The organism is Xenorhabdus sp. XBWT, assembly GCF_059072735.1.
Genome location: NZ_CM180990.1, coordinates 3075279 through 3088943 on the forward strand (window position 1 = coordinate 3075279; position 13665 = coordinate 3088943).

The 13665-nt window shown below is 42.2% G+C and carries 17 protein-coding genes and 1 other RNA gene; 9 read left to right on the forward strand and 9 right to left on the reverse strand.

The features are described 5' to 3' along the window. Window positions 1-182: 182 nt before the first annotated feature. Entirely contained in the window at window positions 183-950 is a 768-nt protein-coding gene (trmN, locus tag AC5JQI_RS13295; protein WP_493912507.1) for a tRNA(1)(Val) (adenine(37)-N(6))-methyltransferase TrmN, read from the reverse strand. Between the two features lie 141 nt (window positions 951-1091). On the opposite strand from trmN, the gene srmB reads away from it, so the two are divergent. Further along, entirely contained in the window at window positions 1092-2432 is a 1341-nt protein-coding gene (gene srmB, locus AC5JQI_RS13300) for an ATP-dependent RNA helicase SrmB (RefSeq protein ID WP_493914679.1), read from the forward strand. A gap of 211 nt (window positions 2433-2643) precedes the next feature. Here the strand turns inward: srmB and AC5JQI_RS13305 are convergent, their stop codons facing one another. Together AC5JQI_RS13305 and grcA are read right to left on the reverse strand one after the other, a co-directional pair. After that, window positions 2644-3660 carry a Tle-like phospholipase domain-containing protein gene (locus tag AC5JQI_RS13305; RefSeq protein WP_493912508.1) on the reverse strand — a complete coding sequence of 339 codons (1017 nt, stop codon included), beginning with the start codon at window positions 3658-3660 and terminating at the stop codon, window positions 2644-2646. Window positions 3661-3871: 211 nt separating this feature from the next. Beyond that, window positions 3872-4255: an autonomous glycyl radical cofactor GrcA gene (gene grcA / locus AC5JQI_RS13310; protein WP_237386096.1), complete on the reverse strand. Its 384-nt coding sequence runs from the start codon at window positions 4253-4255 to the stop codon at window positions 3872-3874. Window positions 4256-4586: 331 nt separating this feature from the next. On the opposite strand from grcA, the gene ung reads away from it, so the two are divergent. After that, window positions 4587-5267 (forward strand): uracil-DNA glycosylase, encoded by a 681-nt coding sequence (ung, locus tag AC5JQI_RS13315; protein ID WP_237386097.1) that lies wholly within the window; start codon window positions 4587-4589, stop codon window positions 5265-5267. Window positions 5268-5331: 64 nt separating this feature from the next. Here ung and grpE read toward each other — a convergent pair whose 3' ends face one another. Next, window positions 5332-5913: a nucleotide exchange factor GrpE gene (grpE, locus tag AC5JQI_RS13320; RefSeq protein ID WP_493912509.1), complete on the reverse strand. Its 582-nt coding sequence runs from the start codon at window positions 5911-5913 to the stop codon at window positions 5332-5334. Window positions 5914-6037: 124 nt separating this feature from the next. Here grpE and nadK point away from each other — a divergent pair, with 124 nt between their 5' ends. From nadK to bamE, 3 genes are all read left to right on the forward strand, one after another. Beyond that, entirely contained in the window at window positions 6038-6916 is an 879-nt protein-coding gene (nadK, locus tag AC5JQI_RS13325; protein ID WP_237386099.1) for an NAD(+) kinase, read from the forward strand. A 116-nt stretch (window positions 6917-7032) separates the two neighbouring features. Next, a complete protein-coding gene (gene recN / locus AC5JQI_RS13330; protein WP_493914680.1) occupies window positions 7033-8706 on the forward strand; it encodes a DNA repair protein RecN in 1674 nt (557 codons plus the stop codon). A gap of 112 nt (window positions 8707-8818) precedes the next feature. Continuing rightward, window positions 8819-9163: an outer membrane protein assembly factor BamE gene (gene bamE / locus AC5JQI_RS13335; protein WP_493912510.1), complete on the forward strand. Its 345-nt coding sequence runs from the start codon at window positions 8819-8821 to the stop codon at window positions 9161-9163. A 175-nt stretch (window positions 9164-9338) separates the two neighbouring features. Here bamE and AC5JQI_RS13340 read toward each other — a convergent pair whose 3' ends face one another. Both AC5JQI_RS13340 and AC5JQI_RS13345 read right to left on the reverse strand, forming a co-directional pair. Next, a complete protein-coding gene (locus tag AC5JQI_RS13340; RefSeq protein ID WP_237386101.1) occupies window positions 9339-9632 on the reverse strand; it encodes an RnfH family protein in 294 nt (97 codons plus the stop codon). After that, window positions 9625-10059, reverse strand: coding sequence for a type II toxin-antitoxin system RatA family toxin (locus tag AC5JQI_RS13345; protein WP_237386102.1), 435 nt, complete (start codon window positions 10057-10059; stop codon window positions 9625-9627). The genes AC5JQI_RS13340 and AC5JQI_RS13345 overlap by 8 nt, the downstream gene beginning before the upstream one ends. A gap of 157 nt (window positions 10060-10216) precedes the next feature. Here AC5JQI_RS13345 and smpB point away from each other — a divergent pair, with 157 nt between their 5' ends. Together smpB and ssrA are read left to right on the forward strand one after the other, a co-directional pair. Continuing rightward, the gene (gene smpB, locus AC5JQI_RS13350; protein ID WP_237386103.1) at window positions 10217-10699 is read left to right on the forward strand and encodes an SsrA-binding protein SmpB; all 483 of its coding nucleotides are present in this window, start codon (window positions 10217-10219) and stop codon (window positions 10697-10699) included. 50 nt (window positions 10700-10749) lie between these two features. Next, window positions 10750-11113: a transfer-messenger RNA gene (gene ssrA / locus AC5JQI_RS13355) on the forward strand. 100 nt (window positions 11114-11213) lie between these two features. On the opposite strand, the gene AC5JQI_RS13360 is transcribed toward ssrA, so the two are convergent. Then, window positions 11214-11837 carry a BRO-N domain-containing protein gene (locus tag AC5JQI_RS13360; RefSeq protein WP_493912511.1) on the reverse strand — a complete coding sequence of 208 codons (624 nt, stop codon included), beginning with the start codon at window positions 11835-11837 and terminating at the stop codon, window positions 11214-11216. A gap of 373 nt (window positions 11838-12210) precedes the next feature. Here AC5JQI_RS13360 and AC5JQI_RS13365 point away from each other — a divergent pair, with 373 nt between their 5' ends. After that, window positions 12211-12534 carry a type II toxin-antitoxin system RelE/ParE family toxin gene (locus tag AC5JQI_RS13365; RefSeq protein WP_493912512.1) on the forward strand — a complete coding sequence of 108 codons (324 nt, stop codon included), beginning with the start codon at window positions 12211-12213 and terminating at the stop codon, window positions 12532-12534. Window positions 12535-12580: 46 nt separating this feature from the next. Beyond that, complete coding sequence (gene nadS, locus AC5JQI_RS13370; protein WP_323871048.1) at window positions 12581-12877, forward strand: NadS family protein; 297 nt, start codon at window positions 12581-12583, stop codon at window positions 12875-12877. Here the strand turns inward: nadS and AC5JQI_RS13375 are convergent. Further along, a complete protein-coding gene (locus AC5JQI_RS13375; protein WP_493912513.1) occupies window positions 12855-13034 on the reverse strand; it encodes a hypothetical protein in 180 nt (59 codons plus the stop codon). The genes nadS and AC5JQI_RS13375 overlap by 23 nt on opposite strands. Before the next feature lie 432 nt (window positions 13035-13466). Beyond that, a complete protein-coding gene (gene dinQ / locus AC5JQI_RS13380; protein WP_493912514.1) occupies window positions 13467-13556 on the reverse strand; it encodes a damage-inducible type I toxin DinQ in 90 nt (29 codons plus the stop codon). Between the last annotated feature and the right edge of the window lie 109 nt (window positions 13557-13665).

Below are 13665 nucleotides of genomic sequence, written 5' to 3' on the forward strand. Positions count from 1 at the left end.
TATTTATGGCATTCACATATCACTACGCAGAAATTAAAAATTTATCGAGTGAATATAATACAAATCATAGCCTCTATTTCATAGGACACGAGATTTTAATCCAAGAAAAAAGAAAGCCCTGTTCTATTAATTGCTAACTGTGCAGGGAAATTAATTTTATTGACTCAATAGTACTAACATTATCAATAATAAAGATAAAAATCTGTTATTAGCTGACGAAACTCATCTGAATATGTACCATCCAAGGCACGAATCGTTAACTCAGATAATTCGGTTTCCTGCTGTTGTAGGGATAATCCCAATAACAGACGGTGCAACGGTTTATTCTGTCTGTCACGAATATTGACACGATGATGGGTAAACCATCCCAACTCTGACGCCATTTTTTCAAAACATTCACCAATGTCATAAGGTAACACAACACAAAATAACCCTGTTGATGAGATCAACTTTTGCACACAAGCCAATAATCCCTGATGGGTCAATGATTCCGTATAACGGGCCTGATTGCGCGCTTCATTCCGGCATGCGATGGCAGGCTCAAAATACGGCGGATTACTGACAATTAAATCATACTGGGTACTGCTTTTCCGTAATTCATTTTGTTGCACATTCTGCTGTGTAAAGTCATTAATATCCTGCTGGTGTACCTTAATTCGGGAGGGCCATGGCGATTGTTGCACATTGTCAGCCGCCTGCATTGCTGCAAGAGCATCCAGTTCGACTGCATCAATAACCGTATTCTCCTTTGTACGTTGAGCAATCATCAAGGAAATCAACCCACTGCCACATCCAATGTCCAGACATCTCTTCCTGTTATATACTGGTGCCCAGGCTCCCAATAGCACACCATCCGTCCCGACTTTCATCGCACATTTATCATGCCCAACAAAAAACTGTTTAAATGTAAAGCCGCCGTGGCGAAAAGCGGGTTTATGTATCAATGCCATAAGTCATATCGCTGAGATAAAATTTGTCATAGCATAAATCTTATGGCCCGTGGATAAAAGCAACCTGCTCATTAGATGCTTTTATAGGATGAAGAATGTTCCCAACCTGTTTATAATCGGCGGCCCAAACAGAGGTATATGATGACTGCTACAAACTTTTCCGAATTCGAACTTGATGAATCCCTGCTTGATGCATTGAATGACAAAGGCTACGAACGCCCGACAGCAATTCAGGCAGCAGCAATTCCTGCTGCTATGGATGGGCGCGATGTACTTGGTTCAGCACCGACCGGTACAGGCAAAACCGCTGCTTACCTGTTGCCAGTGCTACAACACCTGCTAGACTTTCCTCGTAAAAAATCGGGGCCGCCGCGAATCCTGATTTTAACACCCACTCGTGAGCTGGCTATGCAGGTTGCAGAACAAGCAAAAGAGTTAGCGGCTCACACTCATCTGGATATCACCACTATTACCGGTGGTGTTGCCTACATGAATCACGCAGAAGTATTCAGTGAGAATCAGGATATTGTTGTCGCAACGACCGGGCGTTTGCTGCAATACATTAAAGAAGAAAATTTCGATTGCCGTGCAGTGGAAACGTTGATCCTTGATGAAGCTGACCGCATGCTGGATATGGGATTCGCTAATGATGTCGAAACCATTGCAGGTGAAACTCGTTGGCGCAAACAGACACTGTTATTTTCCGCAACGCTGGAAGGCGAATCCATTCGTGATTTTGCCGAGCGTTTGTTAACCGATCCTGTTGAGATCGATGCTGAACCTTCTCGCCGTGAACGTAAAAAAATTCAGCAGTTTTATTATCGTGCCGATACGTTAGAACATAAAACAGCCTTGCTGTGTAATCTTCTTCAGCAACCTGACGTGACAAAATCCATTGTTTTCGTACGTAAGCGTGAGCGCGTACGTGAAGTTGTTGATTGGTTGAGCCAAGCCGGAATCCGGGCAGGTTTCCTTGAAGGCGAAATGGCTCAGGCCAAGCGTACAGATGCCGTGAAACGCCTTAATGAAGGTAAAGTTAAAGTTCTGGTTGCGACAGACGTTGCTTCCCGTGGGTTGGATATCGAAAACGTCAGCCACGTCTTCAACTTCGATTTACCTCGTACTGCCGATGTTTACCTGCACCGGATTGGTCGCACTGCCCGCGCAGGCCGCAAAGGAACAGCTATTGCTCTGGTTGAATCCCACGATCATCCTCTGCTGGGTAAAATTAGCCGTTATCTCAACGAGCCTCTAAAAATTCGGATTGTTGATGAACTCCGTCCACAAACGAAAGCACCAAGTGAGAAAAAGAGCTATAAACCTTCCAAGAAAGTATTGGAAAAGCGTAAAGAGAAGAGAAAAACAGAAGATACGAAGACAAAACGGGTGAAAGTACGTCATCGCGATAGCAAAAACATCGGTAAACGCCGCACCCCTTCTGGTAACCCTAAACCGGAAATCACTGAATCTAACAACGATTAATGATCAGGATTTAATCAGAAAAATAGAGGCGAAGCCATTAAATGACTTCGCTTCACTCATCATTTCTCACTCAATAATCACTTCACTCCAGACACCGTACTGTCTGGTACTGTTCACTCCTTTGCGATGTAATTTGCTGATAGATTTCCGTAAGTTCCTCTCTAACAGCAAGGTCATCCATATCCATTACTAATGCTTACAAAGAGGAGTTTCACAAAGGAAACATGTCCTCATTCATCACATCAGTTGACACCAGCATTGTTTCACGATTATTCAGCCAAGGCTGTTGCTCCGTCATCAACTCCAGAACAGCTTCCAGAAAATGAGCTTTAAATGAGTGCAATCCATATCGATGGGGCAAAATATCCCAAATGCTGTTCCATTCATACTCATATTCAAGATCTATTGTGTTTCCCATAGGTTGAGGGATTGGCAATTTTTTTTGCAGGTTCCCCAACCAATCGTGCTGGACGGAATAGTGACGAATCAAACCACTATCAGCCATTTCACGGGCGACTTGAGGTGATACACCCATACGCTCTAATGTAGCATCTGAGATACCAACGGAATTATAAGTAACGGCGGGTTTTCCTGTTGTGAATGCAGCTACAGTCGCCAAGCCTCCCCCCAATGAATGACCAGTAAAAATGATATTTTCACCAAATATCTTTAACGCTTTATGCGCCAATTCCACAGCTTGGTTATATTGTTTTGCATTGTAACCAAAGCTCTGACGAATGCTTACCATAAAATCCTGCCATTCATTCGAGCCAGTGAAAGAAACAATATATAACCCGTTATGTTTATACACTCCAGCTTGAAATCCTGTTGAATAATCATTCAATGTATCAGGATCAATACCTGCCTTTGATAGCTCATCATCAGACATCCGCTCATAACTGGGAATTCCTAAACTTTGCTCCCGATAAACATCGCGGGTAACCAATGTTAGCTCGTAGTCAATTCGCTTAGATTGTTTTCCTGCAATATCATTGGCATTCAATCCGGGAGAGACCATTTCACTGGCATTAAGATTATTGATCAGTGATTGGTAAACTGCATTGGCTTGCTTAGTACTTTCTGAAAGGGAAATGTTTGAAGCGGTAATGCTATCAACTTTATCTGACTGTGATGAAACTTGAGAACTAGCTTGAGGTTGTAGAGAATTTCCTTGTAACGAATACATCCCTAATTCACTAAAAATATTGGTATTTATTGATAAAGTCATAAAATTCTCCTACAGATTATTCAGGTTAGGCATAACTAAAAAACCCAAATTATCTATCGGCAAAATTATTAACACCATTAATACAAATTTAATTTTTAATTAACAAATTTAATATCCATAAGTCATGCAAGGATTTAAAGTCCCTTATTTTATGCAAATAAAAAAGGGAGTATTTACTCTCCCCTTTTAAAGTTTCTGTCTTAAATAAAGATTACAGGCTTTCTGTAAAAGTACGGGCAATCACATCACGCTGCTGTTCTGGAGTCAATGAGTTAAAACGCACTGCATAACCTGATACACGAATGGTAAGCTGTGGGTATTTTTCAGGATGTTTCACTGCCTCTTCCAGCGTTTCACGGCGCAGGACATTAACATTCAGATGCTGTCCCCCTTCTACACGCACAGTCGGTTTGACTTCCAACGGAACTTCGCGATATTCAAATTGTCCCAATTCATCTTTGGCAACAATCTGGCCTTCATCATAATCCGCCTTGGCGCAGATACAACGTGCTTCGTTTTTTTCATCATCCAACAGCCAGAAAGAATTTATCAATGCAGCGTTGTCAGATTGGGTAATTTGAATCCCAGTAATCATTTATACCTCCAACATCATCTTGGTTATTTAGTCAAACCGCTATTTCATCAACCATCATTCTTGATTTCCTGTATACCAGTACGAATGGGACAATTCTTTGATTAAAATCAACTAATTTTTTAAGGGTATTATTAATGAAATTGTAATATGTTGTTTTTAAATGTCTTTCTAAAAAGAACAATAAAATTATTTTTATAAATTTTAAAAAAAATTTATAAAATCAATTTTTCATTCTATAAATTAAACTTGGATTAAGATCAGAGGGTTCCCCTATTCACTTGGAATCGGTAAGCTTAAGTCCATCTGATAATCATCTAGAAAGGGATTGGCTATGTCCGCACCTCTCACATGGCACGATGTCATCGGCAATGAAAAGAAGCAGCCATATTTTGTTGATACATTGGCTTATGTTGCTAATGAACGTAACGCTGGCAAAACCATTTATCCGCCACAACCGGATGTTTTCAACGCATTCCGCTATACCGAATTAGCCGATGTAAAAGTAGTGATTTTGGGGCAAGATCCTTACCACGGCCCGAACCAAGCCCATGGGCTGGCATTCTCTGTACAACCGGGCATTCCTGCTCCACCTTCTCTGGTCAATATGTATAAAGAATTGGAGTCGGATATTACTGGATTTACCCGCCCCAATCACGGTTGTTTGATTAGTTGGGCAAAGCAGGGAGTATTATTACTCAATACCGTGCTAACCGTTGAACGAGGCAATGCTCATTCCCACGCTAATTTGGGATGGGAAACCTTTACTGATAAGGTCATCGCATCAATCAATGAACATCGCAGCGGGGTTATTTTCCTGCTTTGGGGTTCTCACGCCCAGAAAAAAGGCCGTTTTATTGATACCCAACGCCATCATGTGTTGAAAGCACCTCATCCGTCACCTCTATCAGCTCATCGAGGTTTTTTAGGCTGTAAGCATTTTTCTCAAGCTAATACACTGCTGGAAAAGCAAGGATTATCATCAATAGATTGGACACCTCAATTACCTCAGTAACTAATCGCTGACCACAAAAATGCCGCCCTCTGAACGGCGGCATTACAATCACGAGATACGTATTTTATTTAGAAACAGCAACCATTGCAGGACGCAATAAACGACCATTCAAGGTATAACCTTTCTGCATTACCAACATAACATGATTAGGTTCATGCTGCTCAGACTCCATCATAGTTACTGCTTGGTGCACCTCAGGATTGAAAGGCACACTAGTGTCACCCACAACTTCAATGCCAAATTTACCTACTGCATCGATAAAGGATTTCAGGGTTAATTCAATACCTTCAATCATCGGTTGCAGGGATTCATTAGTACGATCTGCCGCCTCTAATGCCCGTTCCAAATTATCGATAACAGGCAAGAGTTCATTGGCAAATTTTTCCAATGCAAATTTATGGGCCTTTTCTATATCCTGCTCAGTACGACGACGAATGTTTTCTATTTCAGCACGGGCACGCAATATAGCATCACGTTCGTTAGTTTGAGCCTGTTTCAGTTGTTCTTTCAGCTCAGCAACACGCGGATCGACAACATTTTCAGTCTCTGCCGCGTCTGCCTTTTCTGCATCCATTTGTTGCTCTAATACATCTGCTGTATTTTTTGAGACTTGCTCGTCAGGTACTTTTTGGTCTTTACTACTCATGAATATCTCCGCGTATTTTGTATTATCTTCGCCATTCTCGCTTATTATGGGGATCAAAACGCGGGATTCAAGGGAACACATCATATTGTGAGGGCAAAACCATATGCTAAAGGAAATAACAGCAATGAATAATGAGTTCAAATGCATCGGTATTGTCGGTCGTCCACGTCACCCTGAGGCACTGGCCACCCATGAAATGCTTTACTATTGGCTGGTATCTAAAGGTTATTGCGTCATTGTGGATAGACAGGTTGCGAAAGACATTGATTTAAAAGATGCCCAAACCGGAGGGTTGACTGAAATCGGTAAAATTGCCGATCTCGTCATTGTTGTAGGTGGGGATGGCAATATGCTCGGTGCCGCCAGAGTATTATCCCGCTATGATATCAAAGTCATTGGTATCAACCGCGGTAATTTAGGCTTTCTGACTGATTTAGATCCCGATAACGCCTTACAGCAACTCTCCGAAGTTCTGGATGGTGAATATCGGGACGAAAAACGTTTTCTGCTCGAAGCCCAAGTCACGAAAAAAGGGCAAAAATCGCGACGGAGTACCGCTTTGAACGAAGTAGTGCTACATCCAGGTAAAGTTGCCCATATGATCGAATTCGAGGTTTATATTGATGAACGTTTTGCTTTTTCCCAGCGTTCAGATGGTCTAATCATAGCAACCCCTACGGGTTCCACAGCCTATTCTCTATCTGCCGGCGGGCCAATATTAACACCAAACTTAAATGCCATCGTGCTGGTACCGATGTTTCCACACACTCTCTCTGCCCGTCCTCTCGTTATCAGCAGCGAAAGCAGTATTTGCCTAAAGTTTTCCCGAAACAGCAGTGACTATGAAGTAAGCTGCGATAGCCAAATCGTCCTGCCAATACAGGATGGTGAAGAAGTGATTATCAAGCGTAGTGAATATAATCTGCATTTGATTCATCCGAAAGATTATAATTACTTCAACACACTGAGTACAAAATTAGGCTGGTCGAAAAAAATGTTCTAAAAACAAGCCCGCCTACTTTACTGTATAAAAAACCAGTTTATACTGTATGAAAGCACAGACGTGTTTTTATACACAGCGACATGTCTTTATACACAGTAAAAAGCAGGAGGAGCATGATGCTGACTCAGTTAACCATCAATAATTTTGCTATTGTTCGCGAACTTGAAATTGATTTCCGCTCAGGAATGACAGCAATAACCGGCGAAACCGGAGCCGGTAAATCTATCGCGATTGATGCATTGGGTTTATGCCTTGGCAATCGCGGCGAAGCTAATATGGTTCGAGCAGATGCTTCACGTACTGATCTTTGTGCCCGTTTTTCATTGGCTGATGCCCCTTCTGCACGTAAATGGCTCGAAGTTCACCAGCTTGATGGCAATTTTGATGATGATAATGAGTGCCTATTGCGCCGAACAATTACCGCTGATGGGCGCTCTCGCGGCTTTATCAATGGCACAGCCGTACCTCTTTCTCAACTGCGTGAATTAGGTTCACATCTGATTCAAATCCACGGGCAACATGCCCATCAATTGTTGCTGGAAAATCGTCACCAAAGGCGCTTACTGGATATCTACACGGGCGATTTTGAACTCCAACATGAAATGAAGCTGGCTTACCAACAATGGCGACAAAGTTGTCAGGCTCTTTCTCAATTTCAACAACAAGCCCTCGAACGTCGTTCGCGCCAGCAATTATTGGAATATCACCTGAAAGAACTCAATGAATTGTCACCACAATTAGGCGATTACCAGGAACAGGATAGCGAATATAAACGTCTGGCAAATTGTGGGCAATTCTTGTCCATCAGCCAAAACGTTCTCCAAATCCTAAACGATAACGATGAGCAGAACATCGTCAGCCTTCTCAACTATGCGCGAAGTGAATTAACAGAACTTGCCAGCATGGATCATAAGCTCAGCAATTTACTGAATATGTTGGAAGAAGCGGCTATTCAGATCAATGAAGTCAGTGATGAATTGCGTCACTACAGTGATCAACTGGAATTAGACCCTAATCGGTTATTCGAGCTGGAACAAAAAATATCCCAACAGGTAGGCATTGCACGCAAACATCACGTGGCCCCAGAAGAGCTGCCAGCTCTGCATCAACAATTGCTGGAAGAACAACACCAATTATCCCAGCAAGAAGATGATTGCGCCCATCTCAGCGAACTTGTCAGCCAACACTACCAACAAGCCCTGAATGTGGCAGAAAGGCTGCACCATATTCGTCAGAAATATGCGGTGGAATTAAGCCAGCTGATAACAAACAGCATGCACCAACTTTCCATGCCACATGGTCGCTTTACCATTGATATTACTTTTGAGCCAGAACATCTAAATATTGATGGTGCCAGTAAAGTCGAATTCAATGTAACAACCAACCCCGGTCAGCCTCACCAATCACTGGCAAAAGTAGCATCAGGTGGGGAACTTTCCCGTATTGCTTTAGCAATTCAGGTGATTACAGCTAAGAAAATGGAAACACCTGCACTCATCTTCGATGAAGTTGATGTAGGCATCAGTGGCCCGACAGCAGCGATTGTTGGACGTTTATTGCGTGAATTGGGAGAATCAACTCAAGTCATGTGTGTCACTCATTTACCTCAAGTCGCCGGATGTGGTCACCAACACTTTTATGTCAGTAAGCAAACTGATGGAGAAAAAACTGAGACCCAAATGCAACTGTTGGACAAAAAAGCACGACTTCAAGAGCTTGCAAGGCTTCTGGCAGGCAACGAAGTAACAAAAAACACACTAGCTAATGCAAAAGAACTGTTAGCGGCATAAATTAATACAACTTTTTTGTATACTTGAAGTCATAGGTAAACGCGTAGAGGTTTTCAATCTCTTCAATGTTTATTATTATCGACGGCTTAACTCCTAAAGGAATGTAATTACTATGCGCTGTAAATTGTTGACTGCCGCTACTGTATCACTTGTTATGCTAACTGCGGGTTGCTCCATGTTTGAGCGAATTGTTTATCGTCCTGATATTAATCAAGGGAATTACTTGACGCCGGCTGCGGTATCAAAAATCCAGAAGGGAATGACCCAACAGCAAGTTGCTTACACTTTGGGAACACCAATGCTGACCGATCCGTTCGGAAGCCAAACTTGGTATTACGTATTCCGCCAGCAACCTGGGCATGAAAAAGCCTCTCAGGAAACCCTGACACTTACCTTTGATAACTCAGGTATACTGACTGACATCAAAAATGAAAAATCACTGCCAGAGAAGCAGTAATGTTTGGGTTTTATTTATACCCAATGGATTTCAAGATGCAGCGCAACGACAATGGAACAAATCCCCGGGAGTATAGTTACTATGTGACTGGGGTGAGTAAACGTAGCCAACAAAGCCGCAACTTGAAATACGACGGGTATATTCGCCAGTAAAAACTCTGGCGAATAATTACATATTATTGAGCATTATTTTTAGCGCGTTCTGCTCGCTTACGCCGCATTTCTTTTGGATCAGCAATCAGAGGGCGATAAATTTCTACACGATCCCCCTCTTCTAACATATCAGTCAATTTGGCAGGGCGGCTATAAATGCCGATTTTATTCTTCGTCAAATCGATATCATGACGTAATGTCAAAAGACCAGATGCAACAATTGCCTGCTCGACAGTTACTCCCTGAGGTAATTTCACATTACACAGATATTGCCGTTCAGGCAGAGCATAAACGACTTCGATATTGATCTTAGACACGGTAAACCTCACGTGCACGTTGAGTAAACGCCTGGACCATATTTCCTGCCAATTCCTTAAATACTTTACCAAAAGCCAACTCAATCAACTTATTAGTAAATTCAAAATCAAGATGTAATTCAACCTTGCAGGCATCCTCACTCAGCGGAGTAAAATGCCACCCGCCCATCAACTTACGGAAAGGCCCATCAACAAGCTGCATGTTGATGCTTTTATTATCGAATAACGTATTACGCGTCACGAAAGTCTTACTTATCCCAGCTTTGGAGACCTCAACAGAAGCAGTTATTTCATTATTACTGCTGCTTATTACCTGGCTCCCCACACATCCCGGCAAAAAGTCCGGATAAGACGTCACATCATTGACCAATTTATACATTTGTTCCACGCTGTAAGGCACTAGCGCAGAGCGATTAATCTGTGGCATATCATTTCCTGTTAAACGTAACAGCGCTGAATAGTATCACTTAAATGTGGTTAAATAAAAACCTGATGACATTTGAAACAATAAATGCACACTTGTCGCTAAATATCATACAGAAGAGATTTCTTTCATCAACGCATACAGTATAATACAACGCATTATGACAAAGAAAAAAGCACACAAATCCGGTTCGGCAACAATTGCCATGAATAAGCGAGCCCGCCACGAATATTTCATCGAAGAAGAATTCGAAGCTGGCTTATCCTTACAAGGTTGGGAAGTCAAATCACTGCGCGCTGGCAAGGCAAATATCAGTGAGAGTTATGTTTTGCTCAAAGATGGTGATGCTTATCTTTTTGGTGCAACAATCACACCATTGAATGTTGCTTCTTCCCATGTAGTTTGTGACCCAACACGGTTACGCAAACTACTACTTAACAAACGTGAACTTGATTCACTGTACGGTCGGGTCAATCGCGAAGGTTATACCATCGTTGCGCTTTCCATGTATTGGAAAAATGCTTGGAGCAAAGTCAAAATTGGCGTTGCAAAAGGTAAAAAAGCGCATGATAAACGTTCAGATATCAAAGAACGTGAATGGAAATTAGACAAAGCGAGAATTATGAAGAATTCAGGGCGTTAATCACTGGCATTATCTCCCAATATTCTGATATACTCACGCTTAACATACTTGGGGCTGATTCTGGATTCGACGGGATTCGCGAAACCCAAGGTGCATGCCGAGGGGCGGTTGGCCTCGTTAAAAGCCGCAAAATAATAGTCGCAAACGACGAAAACTACGCACTGGCAGCTTAATAACCTGCGCAGAGCCCTCTCTCCCTAGCCTCAGCTCTTAGGACGGGGATCAAGAGAGGTCAAACCCAAAAGAGATCGCGTGGATACCCTGCCTGGGGTTGAAGCGTTAAATCCAATCAGGCTAGTTTGTTAGTGGCGTGTCTGTCCGCAGCTGGCAAGCGAATGTAAAGACTAGACTAAGCATGTAGTACCGAGGATGTAGGAATTTCGGACGCGGGTTCAACTCCCGCCAGCTCCACCAAATAAAACAAGGGGTTACACGAAAGTGTAGCCCTTTTTGTTTGCCCAATGTCCACTTTGCGTCCACCCATTTTATTTTTATGGGCACAAATGGACACTACCTAGATGCTAAGGCATTCACCAGTTTTAGCTTCTGAATAGAAGTCATTCCATTGATTAACTGCCTTGTATCGCAATACATTCCTATTTTCATCCTCAACTTGCAAGTAGTGACAGAATGAAAGATCTACTTTAAATGGCAAGCTTGGGCATTGAGAGTTATTACACAAAGCAACAATCTCTGATTTCTCCCGATGGTAATATTTGACACTCACAATATTGGCGGGCTTTTCACAGCATGGACAAATGATGTCCTGCCCCAGAGAAGCAGTATTCTTTTTTCTTATATAACTACCAGTCTTTCTAATTGCTGGTAAAACCTCACTAGTAACCCACTTACGAAAACGATGAGGTAGCGTTCCTCTTCTCACAGCATCACGACAACGGATTACCAAAAAATACATTCCTGATTCATTGATGATGTTTACTTTTTGCTTTCCGCTAAGGGTGTCGGTTAAAGCGACACCCTTTTCATCGTCATCAAGTTTTGCGATGGCATCCCTGCTATTTTTGATTTTCAATGCATCACATATATCTTGAGCAACAAACCAAGGGTTGCCATTTTTAGTCAATGTGCGTACTTGCTGATTTTCAAACATGAATGGGGTTACTGAGAGATTAGTCATTTCTGACTCCTTACTTTTCTTCGAAGTTACCACTATCGTAGTGGTGCCGGGAGGTTCGAAACGGCAGTAAGAGCCGCGGACTTATTCCCCTTGCGGGTGTTGTATTAGTCGCCCTCCCGACTTTGATCGGGGAAGTGATAGCTAGAAGGCTACCACCAAAAATCAGGCATAAAAAATCCAACACTGACGGGGTTGGTTCTGACCGCTTACTTGAGGTTTCGACGCCTCATGTAAAAACGATAATGAATTGTCTTCAGAAGGTCAACTACATTTTTCTTTGCTTATTAAATTTTCGTACCATGTACTATTTTACTTTGACATTCGTACATGGTACGAATATAATATTTTCCATAGACGGACAAGGATGTGTTTTATGGAATACCTACTTTTTATCGAAACCCCCGTGTTTAGTAGAGAACGGGCAGAATTGTTAACTGATGATGAATTTAGACAACTACAGGAGCATTTACTAAAGAATCATGAACAAGGCAGTACCATTAGTGCTACTGGAGGGTGTAAAAAGATTCGCTGGCAGCGAGAAGGAATGGGGAAACGTGGCGGTGTCAGAATCATCTACTACACCATCACTAAAACTGGAAAACTCTATCTCCTTTTGATTTACCCTAAAAATAAAAAAGATGATTTAACTCCAAAAGAAAAAGAAGTACTTAAAGCCATCAGTAGTAAATTGCAATAATCAACGCCGCGTAGATACGCGGCAATGTTCATACAACGGAGACACTATGGACAAAAAACTTTTTGATGATCTGGTTGAAAGCATGAATCAGATGGTAGCGATTGAAAAAGGGGAACTTTCTGTTCCTGCTGAAAATATTCATCGCCATCGTCTGCCTGATGTAAAAAACCTACGCGAAACCTTTGGGTTAAAGCAAAGTGAATTTGCTGAAGCTGTTGGTGTTTCTGCTTCTCTCATTCAAAGCTGGGAGCAACACCGCCGTATTCCTTCTGGTTCATCACTTAAATTACTTAAAATGCTTGAACGCAATCCTGCGCTGATTAATGAATTAAGCGCACTTTAACACTTTCTCTTTCTTCATCATCATCTTTCAAAAGAGAAAATAATTTCAGTTCTGCATACCCAGTAAAGCCGCGCTCTGGCTCAACTTCATAAGTTAGCGCGGCTTTGCCTTTTGATCCATTCACCCACGTAAAATATAATTTTTCCTTTAATATCAATGCACTGATATTTTCCCCGCGATCCGTTCTAGATCCAAAAACTGAAATCCCCTGAAAATCTTTTCACACGTTTCATTTTGCGATTCTTCCCACACCGCCAGTGCTGGCGCGGTCTGGCGGTTCATCTTGTAGGATTTTAAAACTGAAATAATTTTTTGATCCAAAACGTGCAGGCGGGTGCGGTGTAGTGCGTTTTACGTCAGGTTTACGTTTATTTTGTGGGGATTGTGCGACGTGAGAGTATCACCTCTATTACAGTGACCAAAATTAGTGTGCCACTTCAGTTCGATTAATAATGGCGCTGCGTGCGTCTGGTTACGTTTGGTGGGAAATAAAAAATTGAAAAAGAATAAAGAAATTTGGCAAACATCATAAATGTTAAAGGCCACCGAGTAGTTAACCCGGTGGCCTTATCTACGTTTCCGTTATCTCTTACAGAAATGCACGGATCAATTCTAAAAGCGCAACTAACGCCTTGAGAACGATGATAGCAATGTCAATAAAGGCTTTGAATGCTTTCATCCGCTGACTCCTATTTAAGGAGCGCGACTTCCCCAACCTTCGCCTTTACACTGCCTGTCCGGTTGGTTCTCATCAGTGTTAGTTGAAGAGTAACGCGCTCTGACCGAGG

Excerpts from the sequence above, each read along its gene's own strand:
- trmN (WP_493912507.1), bottom strand. The coding sequence starts at position 950 with ATGGCATTGATACATAAACCCGCTTTTCGCCACGGCGGCTTTACATTT.
- srmB (WP_493914679.1), top strand. The coding sequence starts at position 1,092 with ATGACTGCTACAAACTTTTCCGAATTCGAACTTGATGAATCCCTGCTT.
- AC5JQI_RS13305 (WP_493912508.1), bottom strand. The coding sequence starts at position 3,660 with ATGACTTTATCAATAAATACCAATATTTTTAGTGAATTAGGGATGTAT.
- grcA (WP_237386096.1), bottom strand. The coding sequence starts at position 4,255 with ATGATTACTGGGATTCAAATTACCCAATCTGACAACGCTGCATTGATA.
- ung (WP_237386097.1), top strand. The coding sequence starts at position 4,587 with ATGTCCGCACCTCTCACATGGCACGATGTCATCGGCAATGAAAAGAAG.
- grpE (WP_493912509.1), bottom strand. The coding sequence starts at position 5,913 with ATGAGTAGTAAAGACCAAAAAGTACCTGACGAGCAAGTCTCAAAAAAT.
- nadK (WP_237386099.1), top strand. The coding sequence starts at position 6,038 with ATGAATAATGAGTTCAAATGCATCGGTATTGTCGGTCGTCCACGTCAC.
- recN (WP_493914680.1), top strand. The coding sequence starts at position 7,033 with ATGCTGACTCAGTTAACCATCAATAATTTTGCTATTGTTCGCGAACTT.
- bamE (WP_493912510.1), top strand. The coding sequence starts at position 8,819 with ATGCGCTGTAAATTGTTGACTGCCGCTACTGTATCACTTGTTATGCTA.
- AC5JQI_RS13345 (WP_237386102.1), bottom strand. The coding sequence starts at position 10,059 with ATGCCACAGATTAATCGCTCTGCGCTAGTGCCTTACAGCGTGGAACAA.
- smpB (WP_237386103.1), top strand. The coding sequence starts at position 10,217 with ATGACAAAGAAAAAAGCACACAAATCCGGTTCGGCAACAATTGCCATG.
- AC5JQI_RS13360 (WP_493912511.1), bottom strand. The coding sequence starts at position 11,837 with ATGACTAATCTCTCAGTAACCCCATTCATGTTTGAAAATCAGCAAGTA.
- AC5JQI_RS13365 (WP_493912512.1), top strand. The coding sequence starts at position 12,211 with ATGGAATACCTACTTTTTATCGAAACCCCCGTGTTTAGTAGAGAACGG.
- nadS (WP_323871048.1), top strand. The coding sequence starts at position 12,581 with ATGGACAAAAAACTTTTTGATGATCTGGTTGAAAGCATGAATCAGATG.
- dinQ (WP_493912514.1), bottom strand. The coding sequence starts at position 13,556 with ATGAAAGCATTCAAAGCCTTTATTGACATTGCTATCATCGTTCTCAAG.